Here is a 17,229-nt window from a genome sequence, read left to right as displayed (position 1 = left end):
CGCCTCGCGCGCAACTACGAGCTGGTCACCAAGCACAACCTCAAGTACCGCCGCTACTACCACCAGTTCGACTACTAAGAGCTGGTCACGGGTCCGATATCTTGGCTGGTTGATATCTCGACCCTGCACAAGGGCGTCCGCAATTGCGCGGGCGCCCTTTTTGCGTTGTGACAAGAGACTGCTGCTAACCGCTTGCCCTATGTTTCCAAATGAATACGGTGTGAGCCGAGGAGGACGATTCTTCCCGCAAACACTCTAGTATGCTAAAGTACCCAGAAGACCGGCGGAGCTATGCCGGTCTTCTGTTCTATATGAAACACAGCATGAGGAGGCTCACCAGATGACGGCCACACCGTGGGGATTCCGGGACATATTGCCCGAGGAGGCTCAGGCGCGCGAGGAGATCGCGCTGACGGTGAAGGGCTGCTTTAGGGAGCATCATTACCTGCCGGTCGAGACGCCGCTACTCGAGGACAAGGGTTCGCTCGAGGAAGGCGGCCGCATTGCGGATACGCCGTTTAAGCTCTTTGATGACGACGGTCGCCTGCTGGTGGTCCGTCCCGACAACACGCTGCCGATCGTTCGCCTGGTTTCGACTCGCATGCGCGCGGCCGACCTGCCGCTGCGCCTGCGCTACGAGGCGCCGGTGGTTCGCGAGTGCCAGCGCAATGCCGGCGGCTCGCGCCAGTTTACACAGCTGGGCTTTGAGCTTATCGGTGCGGGCGATACCGCGGGCGATGTCGAGATTGTCTCGCTCGTGGCCGAGGCGGTGCGCAAGCTGGCGCTGCCCGATGCACGCATTATCGCAGGTAGCGTGCGTCCGTTTAAGGAACTGCTCGCGGCGTGCGAGGATCGCGAGCTGGCCGCCGAGGCCCTGCGCTGCGTGCACGCCAACGACTTTGTGGGCCTCGATGCCCGCGTGGCGGCAAGCACCGAGTCCGATGCCGTCAAGGCCGCCATTAGCGAGCTGCCGCGTCTGCACGGCGGTGCCGAGGTACTCGACCGCGTGGACGCGCTGCTGGAGGCCGCCGGTATCGTCGCGCCGCTGACGCGCGAGCTGCGTGCCCTGGTTGAGGGCCTGGCACCCGAGGACGCCCAGGTGCTGTCGTTCGACTTCTCTATCATGAACTCTTTCGATTACTACACGGGCCTGGTCTTTAAGGCTTATGCCGGCAGACTGCCCGATCCGGTCGGTTCGGGCGGACGCTATGACTCCATCTTTACCGGCGCATTTGGCGACGGTATCGAGGTGCCGGCGGCGGGCTTCGCCTTTTCGCTCGAGCGCCTGGAGGCCGCGCGCACCTCGGCCGAGGATGCCGCTTCCGACGGCGATCACGCCGCGGGCCGTGGCGCTGAGGGCCCGCTGCGCATCGCCGTGCCCAAGGGCTCGCTTAAGGCTGACACGCTCGACGTGCTCGAGGCCGCGGGCCTGGACGTCTCTGAGCTGCGCGACCCCGGCCGTCACCTGATCGTGCGCGGTCACGACACACGTGCCGGCGAGGGCACGGTCGGAGATATCGAGTTTGTCATCGTGCGTCCCAGCGACGCACCCGCCTTTGTGGGCTGCGGCGGTGCCGATTGCGGTATCTGCGGTTGGGACTCGCTCATCGAGGCCGACCTCAACCTGCTGCAGCTGGTCGACCTGGGCTACGGCCTGTGCACGTTTATCGAGGCAGAGCCCGCGTGGCGCGCTGGCCAGGCCGAGCGCAACTACGCCCGCCGCGGGTCGCTTCGTGTGGCCACCAAGTACCCGCGCATCGCGAGCGCCTGGTATGCCGAGCGCGGCGTGAATGCCGATATCGTTTCGCTGCACGGCAATATCGAGCTGGGACCCATCGTCGGCATGACCGACCGCATCGTGGACATTACCGCCACGGGCGCCACCCTGCGCGACAACGACCTGGTCATCACCGGCCGCATCATGGACTGCACGGCCCGCTTCTTCGTCAACCCAGGTGCCGCGCGCCTGGATCCGCGCGTACGCAACTTGGCCGATCGCTTGGCCGCGGCCGTTAAGGACAAGCATTTTGAGCCCGTCGCGGGCTCGGCACAATAGCGCGAGCGCGCACGGGCGCCCCAACGTACGGGCTGCGGGCCGATTGGCGCCGCCGCCCGGCCTCTCGTTTTTCGAACACAACCTCGACCGATAGGGGATACCGATATGAAGACCATCAAGCTCGCTCCCGGTGAGCGCCTCGTTACCAACCAGCTCAACCGCAAGGGCGTGCTGCCGCAAAACATCATCGACGCCGCCCGCGATATCGTGGCCAACGTGCGTGCCAACGGGGATGCCGCGGTGCGCGATTACTGTCAGCGTTTTGACGGCGTTGAGCTGCAGAGCTTCCGCTTGCCGCAGGAGCAGATCGATGCCGCGCTCGAAGGCCTCGACCCGGCCTTTGTCGCCGCGTTGGAGAAAGCTGCGCGCCAGATTCGCGAGTTCCACCAGCGCGAGGTCGAGCAGAGCTGGTTTACCACGCGTGTGGACGGCACGATGCTCGGCGTTAAGGTGACCCCGCTCGCGGCGGCCGGCATCTATGTACCGGGCGGCCGCGCGCAATATCCCTCCACCGTGCTCATGAACGCCATTCCCGCCAAGGTCGCCGGCGTCAAGCGCGTGGTTATGGTGACCCCGCCGCAAAAAGACGGCCTGATCAGTCCCTACACGCTCGCCGCGGCAAAGCTCGGCGGCGTGGACGAGATCTATATGGTGGGCGGCGCTCAGGCCGTGGCCGCACTTGCGTATGGTACCGAGACCATTCCGCGCGTCGACAAAATCACCGGACCGGGTAACGCCTTTGTCGCCGCGGCTAAGCAGATTGTCTCGGGCGATGTGGGAATCGACATGGTCGCTGGCCCGTCCGAGGTCTGCGTGCTGGCCGATGCCACGGCCAAGCCTATGGTGGTCGCGGCAGACCTGATGGCCCAGGCCGAGCACGATCCGCTGGCAGCATGCTATCTGGTGACTTGCGACGAGCAGTTTGCGCGCGAGGTCGAGGCTGGCATCGACATCCTGGTGGCGCAGTCGCCGCGTGCCGAGATCACGCGCGCTTCGCTCGACAACGAAGGCACCATCGTGGTGGCCGCCGATATGGCTGCCGCCGTCGAGGCCGTGAACACCGTGGCGCCCGAGCACCTGGAGCTGCACTGCAAGGATGCGATGGGCCTGCTTGGCGGCATTCGCAACGCCGGCGCCATCTTTGTGGGCGCTTGGAGCTCCGAGCCGCTCGGCGATTATGTTGCCGGCCCCAACCACACGCTGCCGACCGGCGGCACGGCCATGTTCTCCAACCCGCTTTCGGTCGAAGAGTTCGTTAAGCGCTCGAGTGTCATTTGCTATACGCCCGAAGGCCTGCTCTCCGATGCTCCCGCTACGCAGCGCCTGGCCGAGGCCGAGGGCCTGTGGGCACACGCGCTCTCTGCCGCTCTGCGTCGCCGTGTGCTGGAGCAGGGCGAGGATGCCGTGAGTGCCGAGTCTCTGGCCGCGGCCGACCTGACCAAGGTCGCCTGGCCGGGTGATACGACCGCGACGGTCGCCGAGGGCGTGGACCTGACTTCCGCTGGCGCGACCAGCGAGGAGGCTTAACATGGCCGAACTCACGCCGCGCATGAAGGAGCTCGTCCAGCCCTACTTGGCCGGTATTGAGCCCTACGATCCCAACTTTACGCCCACGCGCATCAATCTTTCGGCCAACGAGAACACCTATCCCGTGCCGGTCGGCGTGCGCGAGGCAATCGACGCGGCTTTGGCTGCCACGCCGCTCAACCGCTATCCCGATCCCATGTCCAACGACCTGCGCGATGAGCTTGCTGCCTGGCATGGCGTGGCGCGTGAGAATATTTGCGTGGGAAACGGCGGCGACGAGCTGCTCTATAACTACCTGCTGGCGTTTGGCGGCGCGGGACGGACCCTGCTCAACTGCCCGCCGTGCTTTAGTGAGTATGCGTTCTTTGCGTCGCTTTGTCAGACTGAGGTGCGCGATGTGTGGCGCGACCCGGCGACCTTTGAACTCGACCAAGCGGCGGTGCTTGCAGCGGCGCCTGAGTGCAACCTGGCCATCGTGACTTCGCCCAACAACCCCACGGGCGACGTGGCACCGCTCGACTTTGTCGCGGCCCTGTGCGATGCGTGCCCCGGCATGGTCATGGTCGACGAGGCCTACGTTGAGTTTGCCGACGATTCGTTTGGCGCGGCTACCACGGCGCAGGGGCTTATCGCCGAGCATCCCAACCTGGTGATTCTGCACACGCTGTCCAAGGCGTTCGGCGCCGCCGGTACGCGTCTGGGCTATGTGATCGCGGCGCCCGAGGTCATCGACGTGTTCGCGGCGATTCGCCAAATCTACTCGGTTAACGTGCTGAGCCAGGTCGCCGCGCTTGCCTGCGTGCGTGCCCGCGATGCGTACGCGCCCGTGGTGGCACAGGTTGCATCCGAGCGCGAGCGCGAGCTGTGCGCCCTGCGCGCAATGGCTGCCGAGGGTCTGACCGTGGAGGCGTGGCCGAGCGCGGCGAACTTTGTGCTCGTGCGCACGCCGCATGCCACGCGCGTGCGCGAGCGCCTGCGCGACGGGTATTCGATTTTGGTGCGCGACTTTAGCTACGCGCCGGGACTCGCGGACTGCCTACGCATTACCGTGGGTACCCCGCAGGAAAACGACGAGGTGCTGGCTGCGTTTGCCGCGCTGGTGAAGGAGGAGATGTAGATGGGCCGTTATGCCGAGGTGACCCGCAAGACGGGGGAGACCGATATTGTCGTCAAGCTCGACCTGGACGGGAGCGGCGTGTGCGATATCTCGACCGGCGTGCCGTTTTTCGACCACATGCTCAACGCCTTCGGCCGCCATGGCCTGTTTGATCTGACGGTGCGCGCGGTGGGCGACGTGGAGGTCGACGCACACCACACCGTCGAGGATACGGGCATTGTGCTGGGCGAGGCGTTTTGCCGGGCGCTGGGCGACAAAGCGGGTATTACGCGCTTTGCCGATGCGGCGATCGCCATGGACGAGACGCTCGTGATGGCCGCCGTGGACATTTCGGGTCGCGGCCAGGCCTACTGCGAGCTGCCCGTGCCGTCCGAGCGCGTGGGCAGCTTCGATACCGAGCTGGCCGTCGAGTTCTTCTATGCCTTTGCGCGCGACGCCAAGCTCACGCTGCACGTGCGCGAGCTGGCGGGCGGCAACTCGCATCACATTATCGAGGCCGCCTTTAAGGCCGTGGGCCGCACGATGCGTCACGCCTGCGAGCTCGATCCCCGCGTGCAGGGCATCCCCAGCACCAAGGGTTCACTGTAACCTGCCAAAAAGGGACAGGTTTTGAATGGGAAAAGGGAGGGTCGCGTGGGCGAACCGAAGATCGTGGTGGTCGACTACCACAAGGGCAACTTGTCGAGCGTTGCGCGCGGGCTTGCGCGCGCCGGTGCCGCCGCCTGTACGTCGGACGACCCGGAGCAGATCCGCCGCGCCGACGGCCTGGTCATCCCGGGCGTGGGCGCGTTCTATGACGCGATCGCCTTTATGCGCCAGAGCGGCGAGGCGGACGCGGTGCTCGATGCCGTCGCCGCCGGAACTCCGCTGCTCGGCATCTGCCTGGGCCTTCAGCTATTTTTTGAGCGCGGCAACGAGGGCGTGCCTGCGGACGAGGGTGTTGCCGCGGACGGCAACGCCTCCGAGCGGGCTGACGGTCCCTGGATCGATGGCCTGGGTATTATGCGCGGTTCGTGCACGCGCTTGGAGTCGAGCCGCCTGAAGGTGCCGCACGTGGGCTGGGACCAGGTGCACATGACGCCCGCCGGCGCGGCCGATCCGCTGCTTGCTGGTTTTGCCGAGGGTGCCAACATGTATTTCACCCACAGCTACGCGGTGGCCGACGACGCTGATGCCGCCGATGTGCTGGCGCGCACGCACTATACGCGGAGCTTCCCGTGCATCGTGCGTCACGGCAACGTGTGGGGCTGCCAGTTCCATCCCGAGAAATCCTCAGCGCTGGGTCAGCGCATCCTTAAGAACTTCGTCAACATCGTCGAGGAGGCCGGCCGATGATCCTGTTTCCCGCAATCGATCTGATCGGCGGCAAGGTCGTGCGCCTGGAGCGCGGCGACCGCAGCCGCTGCAAGGTATATTCCGACGACCCCGTGGCAGTCGCCCGCTCGTTTGCCGAGCAGGGCGCGAGCTGGGTGCACGTCGTAGACCTGTCTTCTGCCTTTGGCGAGGACGAGAACGCATGCGCTGCCAACTCGGCGGCGATCAAGGCCATCTGCGGCGTCGACGGTCTGTCCGTGGACGTGGGCGGCGGCGTTCGCTCGCTCGCGCGCATCGACGAGTTGGCCGGCTACGGTGCGCGCCGCATCGCACTAGGCACGGTGCTCGTGACCGAGCCGGGTTTTGCCGAGGTGGCGGCCCAAGGCTTTGGCGAGCTGTTGGTGGCAGACATCGCCGCGCGCGACGGCCAGGTCAAGGTGAACGGCTGGCGCGACGGCGCGGGCGTGGCACTCGACGATGCCGTGGCACAGCTCACCGAGCTGGGCTTTAAGCATCTGGTGTATACCGACATCGCGCGCGATGGCATGCAGACGGGCATCGATGTGGCGGCGTATCGCCATGTTGCCAAGGTCGCGGGCTTTCCTGTCGTGGCTTCGGGCGGCATCTCTACGCTCGACGACATTCGCGCGCTGGCTGCGGTGGGTGAGGATGCTGTTGAGGGTGCCATTACCGGCCGTGCGCTCTACGAGGGCAACTTTACGCTGGTACAGGCGCTGGCCGCCGCCCGAGGGGAGGAGTAGTCCATGCTTACCAAACGTGTGATTCCCTGCCTGGACGTCAAGGACGGCCGTGTGGTCAAGGGCGTCAACTTTGTGAGCTTGCGCGATGCGGGCGATCCGGTGGAGCTGGCGCGCGCCTACGACCGCGAAGGTGCGGACGAGGTCGTATTTTTGGACATTACCGCCACGAGCGATAACCGCGCGACGACCATCGAGATGGCGGCGCATGCGGCCGAGGAGCTTGCCATTCCCTATACCGTGGGCGGCGGATTTCGTGACCTGGCGGGCATGCGCACCATGGTTGCCGCCGGTGCCGACAAGGTGTCGCTCAACTCGGCGGCCGTGCGCGACCCATCGTTGATTAGCCAGGCTGCCGCGGCGTTTGGCAGCCAGGCCGTGGTCGTGGCGATTGATGCCAAGCGTGTGGGCCTGCCCGGCGAGCCGGGTGCCGATAGGTGGGAGGTCTTCACGACGGGCGGTCGCAACGCCACGGGTATCGATGCGGTGGCGTGGGCCGAGGAAGCGGCTCGTCGCGGCGCCGGCGAAATCCTACTGACCAGTATGGATCGCGACGGCACCAAGGCCGGCTTTGACCTGGCGCTCACCCGCGCCGTGGTGCGCGCGGTGCCGATTCCCGTCATCGCGAGCGGCGGCGTGGGTACGCTCGAGCATTTTGCCGAGGGTGTGATTGAGGGTGAGGCCGACGCCGTGCTGGCAGCAAGTGTCTTTCACTTTGGAACCTTCAGCATTCGCCAGGTCAAAGAGTACATGGCCAGCCAAGGAATCCCTGTCAGGTTGGACTTCTAATGCTGCGGCTTGCCCAGGCACCGCATCTTGCCGCTCAAACCGTCGCTCGCGTACCAAGGTACGCGTCGCTCCTCTTTCGCGGCAACCTGCGGCACCTGGACAACCCTCGCCGACCTGCGATGTTTGAATTTGGGGAATTGAAATGAGAGAAATTACTACTCCAGCGGATCTTAAGTACGACGCCAAGGGGCTGATTCCTTGTGTGGTTCAGCAGTATGACACTGGCGAGGTGCTTATGGTTGCCTGGATGAATGAGGAATCGGTGGGGCTGACGCTCAAGACCGGTACCACGTGGTTTTGGAGCCGTAGTCGCCAGGAGCTCTGGAACAAGGGCGCGACGAGCGGCAATATGCAGGAGGTCAAGGAGCTCTGGGCCGACTGCGATAGCGATACGCTGCTGGTCAAGGTCGACTCGCCGGGCCCGGCCTGCCACACCGGCAACCGTACCTGCTTCTTTAAGAAACTCGCGTAGGACGGGCGCTCGATTAGACGCTCGGCCACCAGAAAGGATTGAACCATGGGTGTGCGCACCGCAAACGTTCAGGATGGAAATATCGGTGAGACGCTGACAGGTCTGGCCGAGGTGATTCGCGGTCGTCGTGATGCATCGCCGCAGGAGAGCTATACCGCGCGTCTGCTGACCGACGTCGAGGACGAGCTGCTCAAGAAGCTTGCCGAGGAGGCGAGCGAGGTCATCATGGCCTGCAAGGACAACGACCACGACCACATTCGCTACGAGGCCGGCGACCTGATCTACCACCTGCTCGTAACGCTCGAGCGCTATGGCATCACCCTCGACGAGCTGGCCGGCGAACTCAACGCCCGCCGCCACTAAGGCAAACCCAAATTAGCTACCCTGGCCCCATGGAAGTTGCGGTGAAATAGGGACTGTTTAAACGCTTCATCAGGCAAAACGGTCCCTATTTCACCGCAACTGATGAAGGGGATGGGTTAGAAGAGGGGCGTGGATTCCCATTCGCCGGTGGGGTGGGGGATGTCGAAGGTGCGGTAGCCACATTCGTAGGCGTGGGCCTGGGCTTCGCGGATGTTCCAGCAGATATCGCAGGCGCGGTGCGCGTCCGAGCCAAAAGTGATCGGCACCTCGGCGTGGGCGAAGCAACGCAACAGACCGGTCGCGGGATAGTAATCGTCGAGGCCCTTGCGCGGCGCGGCGGTCGAAACCTCAACGCGGCGACCCGTGTCGTGGGCGCACTCGGCCATCTGCTCCCAGAGCGGCGTGGGGTCAAAGTCGGGCGCGAAGCCCTCCTTCGAAAAACGCATAACTAGGTCGGGATGGGCCATCACGTCAAAGTTGAGCGAGCTCTCGCAGGCGTGGCACCAGTCGTCGACATAGCGCTCCCATACGCCGCGCACGCTCAGATTTTCCCAGACGTGCAGGTTGGTGTCGTCGTCGATCCAGCCACAGAGCGAATCTGGCGTATCGGGGCGAGCGACATTTTCCGTTCCCGCCGTGCCTGCGGCCCCGGCCATGATATCGCCGGGGTCGCCGATCCAATGTACGCTGCCCAGGCGCACCACGGCGCCATCGGACCAGCGCTCAACCAAGGGCTCGCAGCCTTCGTACCAATCGCATTCAAAACCGTAGATAAAGGTGAGCTCCGGCGCGATTTGCGCGGCGAGCTTGCGGGCGTCCTCAAATGCCAGGCGATGTGCCGGCAGGTCGCCCTCGACAACCTGCACCTCGCAGCTGGCGTCCATACTGGCGGGCAGGGTGAGGTGGTCGGTCGAGACCATGACCTGACATCCGGCAGCCGCGGCAGCGCGGACGTTCTCCTCAAACGAGGCATGCCCGTCCGAAAACGAGGTGTGGGTATGGCAATCGACCAGCGGACATGCGGACATGGAGACTCCTTTGCATTTGGCGAATCCGCTCCATTGTAATGGCGCAGCTCTCAACACGCCGGGCACGCGGGGGGTCGAAATCGATTGGAAAGGCTGCGCGGCGCGCGGTGCGGCCTCGCTTGTGCTCTCAAAACATGTACATCAGCCTCCAAAAGCTGCAATAAATGACATGTTTGGAGGCTGACGTACACGTTTGAATGGAGCGGGCCGGCGTTGGAGCGCGCCAGCACTTGCACCCAGCAAAAGTCGCACCTATCCCATGACGCCGCCCCTGCGCCGCCCGCGATGTGCTAGCGTTTGGATGAACAAAATGAGCCCGCGCGGAAAGGATCCGGACCGTATGCAATGCGATAGCACATCCCCGCTGTCCCGCGAGACCGATGCGCCCGAAACCATCGTCAAGCTGGAGTGCGACATCGACGATGCATCGCCCGAGGTGCTTGCCTACGCCGCCGACCGCCTGCGCGAGGCGGGTGCGCGCGAGGTGCACTGGCTGCCCCTCTACTGCAAGAAAGGCCGTCCCGGCTGGCAGCTGCAGGTAATCTGCGCCCACGAGGATATCGAGCGCCTGCAGACGATCATCTTTTTGGAAACCACGACCAACGGCATTCGTCGCCAGGTTATGGAACGCGTTTGCCTGCCACGCCGCTTTGAGCAGGTGACGACGCCATGGGGCGAGGTGTCCGTCAAGGTGGCCACCCTGCCCGACGGCAGCGAGCGTGCAGCGCCCGAGTACGAGGACTGCGCTCGCCTTGCCCGTGAGCACAATGTGCCGCTCCAGCGCGTGATGCAGGCAGCACAAGCCGCGGCTCTGCAATTTGAGTGACACGGTCGGCGACGCGCCACACCAATCCTATTAACCCCACCGAAAGGACCACCATGAAATACCTCATCGCCTCCGACATCCACGGCTCGGCATACTGGACCGAGCGCCTGGTCACCGCCATCGAGTCCGAGCAGCCCGACCGCATCGTTCTGCTGGGCGACCTGCTCTACCACGGTCCGCGCAACGACCTGCCGCGCGACTATGCTCCCAAGCGCGTGATTCTGCTGCTCAACGCCCTAGCCGACCGCATCATCGCCGTGCGCGGCAACTGCGACGCCGAGGTCGACCAGATGGTCCTCGACTTCCCCGTCATGGCCGACTACGCCACGCTGTTTGACGAAACCGGCCGTGAGCTGTTCCTGACGCACGGCCACGTCTTTGGCGCCGGCATGCACAACAGCGTCGACCACGCGCCCGCGCTGCCCGAGGGCTCCGCGCTCGTCTACGGCCATACGCACATCAAGGTCAACGAGGAAAGCACCGCGCACCCGGGCCTGTGGCTCTTCAACCCCGGTAGCGTGAGCATCCCCAAGGACGGCTCGCACAGCTACGGCATCTACGAGGGCGGCGCGTTCCGCCACGTGGTCATGGAGGAGGAGTAGCCATGGCGCAGCACATGGCTCAGCAAAATGCCGAGGGCTCGCGCGATCTGTCCACGCTGGTAGACGCGTCGACCGAGCTGCAGCATCTGGTGCAGACCATCTGGCGTCTGCGTCAGCCCGATGGCTGCCCGTGGGACCGTGAGCAGACGCACCGCAGCATTGGCAAGAACATGATCGAGGAGGCCTACGAGGCGCTCGACTGCATCGAGGCGGACGACGCGGTTCACCTACGCGAGGAGCTGGGCGACGTGCTCATGCAGGTCGTGCTGCATGCGCAGATTGCTGCTGACGCCGGCGAGTTTACACTGGCCGACGTGGCGCGAGATATCGACGCCAAGCTCATCCGCCGTCATCCGCACGTGTTTGGCGATGTGGATGCCGACAGCTCCGATGAAGTGCTCAAGATTTGGGACGAGGTCAAGCTTGCCGAGAAGGCCGCCAAGGACAAGGCCGTGGCGGCGGGCGAGGCTGCGCCCGAGGGCCTGCTCGACGGTGTGCCCACGCATCTGCCGGCGCTGATGCAAGCCCAGAAGGTGTCGCGCAAGGCGGCTGCCGTGGGTTTTGAGTGGGAGACGGTTCAGGACGTGTGGGACGAGGTCGCCGAGGAGCGCGCCGAGTTTGAGGCCGAGGCTCCCGGCTCGCCCGAGCGCGAGATGGAGTTCGGCGACCTGCTCTTTGCCCTGGTCAACGTTGCGCGCAAGGAGGGAATCGACGCCGAGAGCGCTCTGCGCGCCAGCACGGCAAAGTTCCGCCGTCGCTGGGCCGCGATGGAGCAGATGGCGGCCGATGCTCACGTGGATCTTGCCGAGCTTTCGACTCACGGCCTCAACGACCTGTGGGATGCCGCAAAGGCGGAGGAGTAAGACTGCGGGAACGACGGGCTGACATGCCTTATCGTTCCCGCTAAATTTTTCGAAAATCAAGTGTATCCCTCGGCTAACTTAGGGCATAATGCAAAAAGTGCGACATGGCTAACTTACGGAGGCGCACCGACGGTGCACGGTCAGCCGGTCGCTTGCATCCACTACGTTTCCAAGTGAGAGGGAGACAACATGAGCGATATTTTGGACGTCTATGGTCGCGAGGTGCTCGACAGCCGCGGCAATCCCACCGTCGAGGTCGAGGTCGTGCTCGAGGACGGCAGCTTTGGCCGCGCAATGGTGCCTTCGGGTGCTTCGACCGGCGCCTTTGAGGCCTGCGAGTTGCGCGATGGCGACAAGGGCCGCTACCTGGGCAAGGGCGTTTCGCAGGCCGTCGAGCACGTCAACAACGAGTGCGCTAACGCCGTCGTGGGCCTCGACGCCTTCGACCAGCGCGCCGTCGATGACGCACTGATTGCTGCGGACGGTACCCCCAACAAGACCAAGCTCGGTGCCAACGCCATCCTGGGCGTGTCGCTGGCCGTTGCCCGCGCCGCTGCCGAGTCGGCGGGCCTGTCGCTGTACCAGTACCTGGGTGGCGTCAACGCCCACCTGCTGCCCACACCTATGATGAACATTCTCAACGGCGGCGTGCATGCCGATAATAACGTCGACTTCCAGGAGTTCATGATCATGCCGGTGGGCGCCCCGAGCTTTGCCGAGGGCCTGCGTTGGTGCGCCGAGGTCTACCACACCCTCAAGGGCGTGCTGCACGAGGCCGGCCTGGGCGGCGGCGTGGGCGACGAGGGCGGCTTCGCACCCAACCTCAAGACCAATGCCGAACCGTTTGAGTACATCACCAAGGCCGTGGAGAAGGCCGGCTTTAAGCCTGGCGTCGACTTCATGTACGCCATGGACCCGGCCTCGACCGAGTTCTACAACGCCGAGACCGGCATGTACGAGCTCAAGGGTGAGGGCGTGGAGTACACGAGTGCCCAGATGGTTGATTACTGGGAGAAGCTCGTCGACACCTATCCCATCATCTCCATCGAGGACGGCATGGCCGAGGAGGACTGGGACGGCTGGGTCGAGCTTACCCGCCGCATTGGCAATAAGGTGCAGCTCGTAGGCGACGACCTGTTCGTCACCAACACCGAGCGCCTCAAGAAGGGTATTGAGCTGGGCGCCGCCAACGCGATCCTGGTCAAGGTCAACCAGATCGGTACGCTCACCGAGTCGCTCGAGGCCATCGAGACCGCCAAGGAGGCCGGTTACGCCTGCATCGTGAGCCACCGCTCCGGCGAGACCGAGGATTCCACGATCGCCGACTTGGTCGTGGGCGTCAACGCCGGCCAGATCAAGTCGGGCGCCCCGTGCCGCAGCGACCGTATCGCCAAGTACAACCAGCTCATCCGCATCGAGGACGAGCTCGAGGGCAGCGCGCGCTACGCCGGCAAGGCCGCGTTCTACAACATTCGCTAGGCACGCGGAGGTCGCGGGGGCGGGGTTGACTCGGCTCCGCTCCACTTCTGATGGCCGCCATTGGGCGCTGGGCCATATGGCTCAGCGCCTTTTTTATGTCGAGCAAAGGCTGGCGAAGGCGGTGCGGGCGCTCGTGCTATAACTAGAATACTTAGCGCAAACAAACCTCAACCGCACAAGGCGCACATGGATCAGATTTACGACAACAGGTACTATTCCGCCGGTTCGCGTGAGCCGTCGCCTCGCCGTGCGCGCACGGTGCAGCTCGGTGGGTCCGCCTACGCCGGCGCCGACCGCTCCATGCAGCGCCCGACAAGTACCTCGCGCCCCAATGCTCAAGTGAATACTTCGACAGATGGACCAGTGCGCCCGGCACGTTCGTCGCATGCTCAGCGCTCGTCGGCTCAAACGCACGATAGGTCGAGCAGGCCCTCGAACCGTTTTTCGGGCTCGGACTTTATGCACTACGCCAACGACAACGCGGTGGTCAAGGCGATCTACGACTTTACCCACGGTCCTCAGCGAGGGCTATTCATCGGCATCGTCGTTGCCCTGGTGCTCGTGAGCCTGTATTTCCCCGTGCGCGACCTGTACGTGGCAAAGCGTTCGAGCGATATCTTGGCCAAGCAGGTCGAGATTCGCCAGCAATACAATGATGGACTGCAAAAAAGCGTCGACAAGCTGCTCTCGGAGGAGGGTATTAAGGATGCGGCATCCGAGGACCTGGGCTTGGTGATGCCCGGCGAGAAGAGGATTGAAGTGCAGGGCCTGGACGGCGATTCGGATGCCTCGTCGAGCCAGAAGTCGTCGAATGCCAAGAAGGCCAGCGAGGTGGCCAAGGAAATCGAAGAAGTCGGTAAGGACGCGCCGTGGTACATCCAAGCGCTCGACATGCTGTTTGGGTTTAACGGCGTCGAGGGCCAGACGGTCGTGTCCAACGGCAAATAGCGCCCGGAGGGGAGCCCGCAATGACAAATTGCAAACGCTATAAGGTAGCCGCGATCGACCTGGGAACGGTGTCGTCGCGACTGGTGTTGGCGCAGGTCGAGGCCGGGGCGATCGTGGAATCGTCCAAGCATACCGAGATCACCGACTTGGGCGAGGGCGTGGACGCGACGGGGCGCTTTTGCGAGGCGGCCGTTGAGCGCGTGCTCGCTGCGTGCCGCATGTTTGTGGACGAAGCCCGTACCTTTGGGGCCGCGTGCGTCTGCACCACCTGCACGAGTGCCGCGCGCGATGCGTCCAATGCCGCGCTGCTGCTGGACGGTCTGCGCGATCTGGGGCTCGAACCGCAGGTGATTCCGGGCGAGGTCGAGGCGCGCCTGACGTTTTTTGGCGTGGCGCACGACTTTGCTGGCGAGCGCATCATCGTCGCCGATTCGGGCGGTGGCTCCACGGAGCTCGCGACGGGCGTCTATGCGCCTGAGCGCGGGGTCTTTGCGCTGGAGGGAACGCGCTCACTGGACATCGGTTGCCGTCGCGTGACGGAGCGGTTTTTCTCGGCGCTGCCGCCGTCGACGAACGAGCTTGCGGCTGCCGCCGCGTGGGCGGGCGAGCAGTTCTCCGCCTATTTTGAGGGCCTGCCCAGCGACTTTGAGCGTGCAGAGCGCCTGGTCGCGGTGGGCGGTACCGTCACCACGCTCGTGGCGCTGGTCCACGAACTGGAGCCGTACGACTCGAACTTTGTGCATCTGCGCGAGCTTTCGATGGAGCAGATTTCGGCCGCTATCGAGCGCATGTCCACGCTGGATGTTGCCGGCATTGCCGCGTTGCCGGGCGTGCAGCCCAAGCGCGCGGGCGTGATTCTGGCCGGCGCCGTGGTGATCCGCGAGCTCATGCGTGCCGGCGGCTACAAGACGCTCACCGTAAGCGAGAACAGCCTACTCGCCGGCATGGCCGCCACCATCAACGAGGTTCTCGACGGCGCGACTCCCACCATCGCCTGGACCCCGAGCCTGAGTGCTCTTTAACCGTCTTCCTCTGAGTTGTGGTGAAATAGTTCCTAAATAAGCTGGTAAACGGTATAAACAGGATCTATTCCACCGCAACTTAGAGCCCCGCCGGCGTGTAAAAGAAACGAGCCCGCATCCCTTGGGGATACGGGCTCGTAAAAGCCAAATGGTAGGGGCGGTGGGACGTCCGCGTATTTGCTGCGCAAATCCGCACCGGCTTCGGCCGCCTGCCGGCGCCCTCGCCGGCTCGCTGCGGACGCTGCGCGTCCGCTTGACGCTCGCCCCCTCGCGGGTCCGAGTCCCACCGGCGTCCAAAAGAAGCGAGCCCGCATCCCTTGGGGACACGGGCTCGTAAGCAATACATGGTAGGGGCGGTGGGACTCGAACCCACAATCCTTGCGGCGAGAGATTTTAAGTCTCCTGCGTATGCCAATTCCGCCACGCCCCCGTGAGACTAGAAGTCTAGCACAAGCCGCCCGTTACGCGTTGACGGCCATCGAGTGCCGGCCCGACTTTTCCAAGTACTCGGCAAACTTGGCCTCGTCGCCTTTGTTCTTGTACTGTAGGGCCAGCAGGTACTCCAAGCGGCAGCGCTTGACCGGGTCGTCGCCGACGTCCTCGAGCATGCGCTCCAGCTCGGGAATATCGTTGTGGCGCTTGAGGATCATCGTGTCGTACATCAGTTGGCATTCGTGCGCGACTGCCTCGGCCTGACCGCCCTCAAAGCCCTTGATCTCGTGCAGCAGCTCCTTGGACTTTTTGCGGTCCTCCTGGCCAACATAGTAGTTAAAGGCCTTAATCACCAGGTCGACACGCTGCATCTTGGGGAGGTTGAGCCCCAGCAGCAGGTCGAACATCTCGCTGGCGCGCTCGTGGTCCTCACGCAGCAGATAGGAGTTCAGGCGCAGGTAGTCGCGGTTATAGCGCGGGTACAGCATGCTGGTGAGTTTGGCGTCGAGCAAACGATCGAACTCGTCCCACTGCTTGGCAGCCATCAACTGCTGCAGGCGTTTAAACGTGGTGCGTTTTTTGACGCTAAAGAACACCGACACGGCGATGCAGATGATAACGACGGCGGTCCAGAGTGTGCGGGAATCGGGCATATTAGGGTCCTTAGTCGCTCGTAAAACAAGCGGTATGACAACACGTACTAGATGTATTATACGCAGCGCGCAAGCAAACTAGCATAAAAGCTCATCGAGGCTGAGTGCCATCGCTCGCTGCGGTACACTTACCTAAAGTAAACCATGAAGGGAGATATTACCTATGAAGAAGATCGTTTTGGCTTGCGGTGCTGGCGCTGCTACTTCCACGCTCGTTGCCCAGAAGGTCGCCACCATGCTCGACGCCAACGGTTATGCCGGCAAGTATGAGATCGTGCAGTGCGCCATCTCCGAGGCCAAGGACGCTTGCGACGAGGGCGCCGACCTGCTGATTGCCACCACCGTTGCCCCCGAGGGCCTCACCTGCCCGTACGTGAGTGGCGTGCCCTTCATGACCGGCATGAACCGCGTTGCCGCCGAGAAGGCCGTCCTTGACGTTATGGCTCAGTAGGCGCTGACCGCATGAGTGAGCAGAACGCCAACCCGGTAGAGCTCTTTGGTATGCGCGTTGCCCATGTGGGCATTAACGCCACCGACCCGGCAGATGCCTTGGAGATCGCGGAGCTGTTCTCGACGATGATGGGCCTGCCCGTTATCGAGACCCCGGTTTCGTACTTTAACGATTCGCTGGTCGAGGTCATGAAGCAGAATGGTCGTGGCGCCAAGGGCCACATTGGCTTTGCCGTCAACGACATCGATGCGGCCGAGAAGTGGTTTGCCGAGCGCGGGCTCGAGGTCAACGAGGAGTCGCGCGTGCTGCTGCCCGACGGCGGCACCAAGCTCGTGTACTTTAAGCGCGAGTTCGCCGGTTTCGCCGTGCACCTGTGCCGCGAGTAGCGCACAAGCTGCCATAGCTAGCAAAAAGGGATAGGGCCGCGTGGCCCTATCCCTTTATTTCAAGACTTTAGTCTGCTGGCCGCGCAGCGGCCAGCTTTAAACCACCCGCTACGCGGGTGGAGACAAACGGCTTTACAAAGCCA

19 protein-coding genes and 1 tRNA gene are annotated in these 17,229 nt (G+C 63.8%); 17 read left to right on the top strand and 3 right to left on the bottom strand.

The features are described from left to right. Positions 1-340: 340 nt before the first annotated feature. From hisG to hisE, 9 genes are all read left to right on the top strand, one after another. Positions 341-2,056, top strand: a complete 1,716-nt coding sequence (hisG, locus tag I1M21_RS07670; RefSeq protein WP_195193107.1) for an ATP phosphoribosyltransferase — start codon at positions 341-343, stop codon at positions 2,054-2,056. Positions 2,057-2,161: 105 nt separating this feature from the next. Beyond that, positions 2,162-3,583 carry a histidinol dehydrogenase gene (hisD, locus tag I1M21_RS07665; RefSeq protein ID WP_195193106.1) on the top strand — a complete coding sequence of 474 codons (1,422 nt, stop codon included), beginning with the start codon at positions 2,162-2,164 and terminating at the stop codon, positions 3,581-3,583. Position 3,584: 1 nt separating this feature from the next. Further along, entirely contained in the window at positions 3,585-4,700 is a 1,116-nt protein-coding gene (hisC, locus tag I1M21_RS07660; RefSeq protein WP_195193105.1) for a histidinol-phosphate transaminase, read from the top strand. Further along, positions 4,701-5,288: an imidazoleglycerol-phosphate dehydratase HisB gene (gene hisB / locus I1M21_RS07655; RefSeq protein WP_195193104.1), complete on the top strand. Its 588-nt coding sequence runs from the start codon at positions 4,701-4,703 to the stop codon at positions 5,286-5,288. A gap of 45 nt (positions 5,289-5,333) precedes the next feature. Then, positions 5,334-6,035, top strand: a complete 702-nt coding sequence (locus I1M21_RS07650; protein WP_195193103.1) for an imidazole glycerol phosphate synthase subunit HisH — start codon at positions 5,334-5,336, stop codon at positions 6,033-6,035. After that, positions 6,032-6,775 (top strand): 1-(5-phosphoribosyl)-5-[(5-phosphoribosylamino)methylideneamino]imidazole-4-carboxamide isomerase, encoded by a 744-nt coding sequence (locus I1M21_RS07645; protein ID WP_195193102.1) that lies wholly within the window; start codon positions 6,032-6,034, stop codon positions 6,773-6,775. Before I1M21_RS07650 ends, I1M21_RS07645 begins: the two co-directional genes overlap by 4 nt. Positions 6,776-6,778: 3 nt before the next feature. Beyond that, positions 6,779-7,561 (top strand): imidazole glycerol phosphate synthase subunit HisF, encoded by a 783-nt coding sequence (hisF, locus tag I1M21_RS07640; RefSeq protein WP_195193101.1) that lies wholly within the window; start codon positions 6,779-6,781, stop codon positions 7,559-7,561. 142 nt (positions 7,562-7,703) lie between these two features. Further along, a complete protein-coding gene (gene hisI / locus I1M21_RS07635) occupies positions 7,704-8,033 on the top strand; it encodes a phosphoribosyl-AMP cyclohydrolase (RefSeq protein WP_006235892.1) in 330 nt (109 codons plus the stop codon). Positions 8,034-8,078: 45 nt separating this feature from the next. Continuing rightward, positions 8,079-8,396: a phosphoribosyl-ATP diphosphatase gene (hisE, locus tag I1M21_RS07630; RefSeq protein WP_195193100.1), complete on the top strand. Its 318-nt coding sequence runs from the start codon at positions 8,079-8,081 to the stop codon at positions 8,394-8,396. A gap of 116 nt (positions 8,397-8,512) precedes the next feature. Here hisE and I1M21_RS07625 read toward each other — a convergent pair whose 3' ends face one another. Continuing rightward, positions 8,513-9,424 (bottom strand): PHP domain-containing protein, encoded by a 912-nt coding sequence (locus I1M21_RS07625; RefSeq protein WP_229025689.1) that lies wholly within the window; start codon positions 9,422-9,424, stop codon positions 8,513-8,515. A gap of 340 nt (positions 9,425-9,764) precedes the next feature. Between I1M21_RS07625 and larC2 the strand changes: the two genes are divergently transcribed. From larC2 to I1M21_RS07595, 6 genes are all read left to right on the top strand, one after another. Continuing rightward, a complete protein-coding gene (gene larC2, locus I1M21_RS07620; RefSeq protein WP_229025688.1) occupies positions 9,765-10,250 on the top strand; it encodes a nickel pincer cofactor biosynthesis protein LarC2 in 486 nt (161 codons plus the stop codon). A 53-nt stretch (positions 10,251-10,303) separates the two neighbouring features. Continuing rightward, positions 10,304-10,852, top strand: coding sequence for a phosphodiesterase (gene yfcE, locus I1M21_RS07615; protein ID WP_195193098.1), 549 nt, complete (start codon positions 10,304-10,306; stop codon positions 10,850-10,852). 2 nt (positions 10,853-10,854) lie between these two features. Then, complete coding sequence (gene mazG, locus I1M21_RS07610; protein WP_195193097.1) at positions 10,855-11,715, top strand: nucleoside triphosphate pyrophosphohydrolase; 861 nt, start codon at positions 10,855-10,857, stop codon at positions 11,713-11,715. A 189-nt stretch (positions 11,716-11,904) separates the two neighbouring features. Then, complete coding sequence (eno, locus tag I1M21_RS07605) at positions 11,905-13,194, top strand: phosphopyruvate hydratase (RefSeq protein WP_195193096.1); 1,290 nt, start codon at positions 11,905-11,907, stop codon at positions 13,192-13,194. A gap of 186 nt (positions 13,195-13,380) precedes the next feature. Next, positions 13,381-14,142, top strand: coding sequence for a hypothetical protein (locus tag I1M21_RS09850; RefSeq protein WP_229025687.1), 762 nt, complete (start codon positions 13,381-13,383; stop codon positions 14,140-14,142). 20 nt (positions 14,143-14,162) lie between these two features. Continuing rightward, positions 14,163-15,164, top strand: coding sequence for a Ppx/GppA phosphatase family protein (locus tag I1M21_RS07595; protein ID WP_195193095.1), 1,002 nt, complete (start codon positions 14,163-14,165; stop codon positions 15,162-15,164). A 345-nt stretch (positions 15,165-15,509) separates the two neighbouring features. On the opposite strand, the gene I1M21_RS07590 is transcribed toward I1M21_RS07595, so the two are convergent. Then, positions 15,510-15,594: transfer RNA gene (locus I1M21_RS07590), tRNA-Leu, on the bottom strand. A 31-nt stretch (positions 15,595-15,625) separates the two neighbouring features. Then, positions 15,626-16,249, bottom strand: coding sequence for a hypothetical protein (locus I1M21_RS07585; protein ID WP_195193094.1), 624 nt, complete (start codon positions 16,247-16,249; stop codon positions 15,626-15,628). 163 nt (positions 16,250-16,412) lie between these two features. On the opposite strand from I1M21_RS07585, the gene I1M21_RS07580 reads away from it, so the two are divergent. Together I1M21_RS07580 and I1M21_RS07575 are read left to right on the top strand one after the other, a co-directional pair. Beyond that, the gene (locus I1M21_RS07580) at positions 16,413-16,700 is read left to right on the top strand and encodes a PTS sugar transporter subunit IIB (protein ID WP_055252380.1); all 288 of its coding nucleotides are present in this window, start codon (positions 16,413-16,415) and stop codon (positions 16,698-16,700) included. Positions 16,701-16,711: 11 nt separating this feature from the next. Then, positions 16,712-17,086 carry a VOC family protein gene (locus tag I1M21_RS07575; protein WP_117799843.1) on the top strand — a complete coding sequence of 125 codons (375 nt, stop codon included), beginning with the start codon at positions 16,712-16,714 and terminating at the stop codon, positions 17,084-17,086. Positions 17,087-17,229 lie beyond the last annotated feature (143 nt).

Origin of the sequence: Collinsella aerofaciens, from assembly GCF_015546965.1 — a bacterium.
In the GTDB taxonomy this organism is placed as follows: Bacteria; Actinomycetota; Coriobacteriia; order Coriobacteriales; family Coriobacteriaceae; genus Collinsella; species Collinsella aerofaciens_X.
Note: the sequence above shows the minus strand (reverse complement) of the source record. Positions and strands in the feature narration are given on the sequence as shown.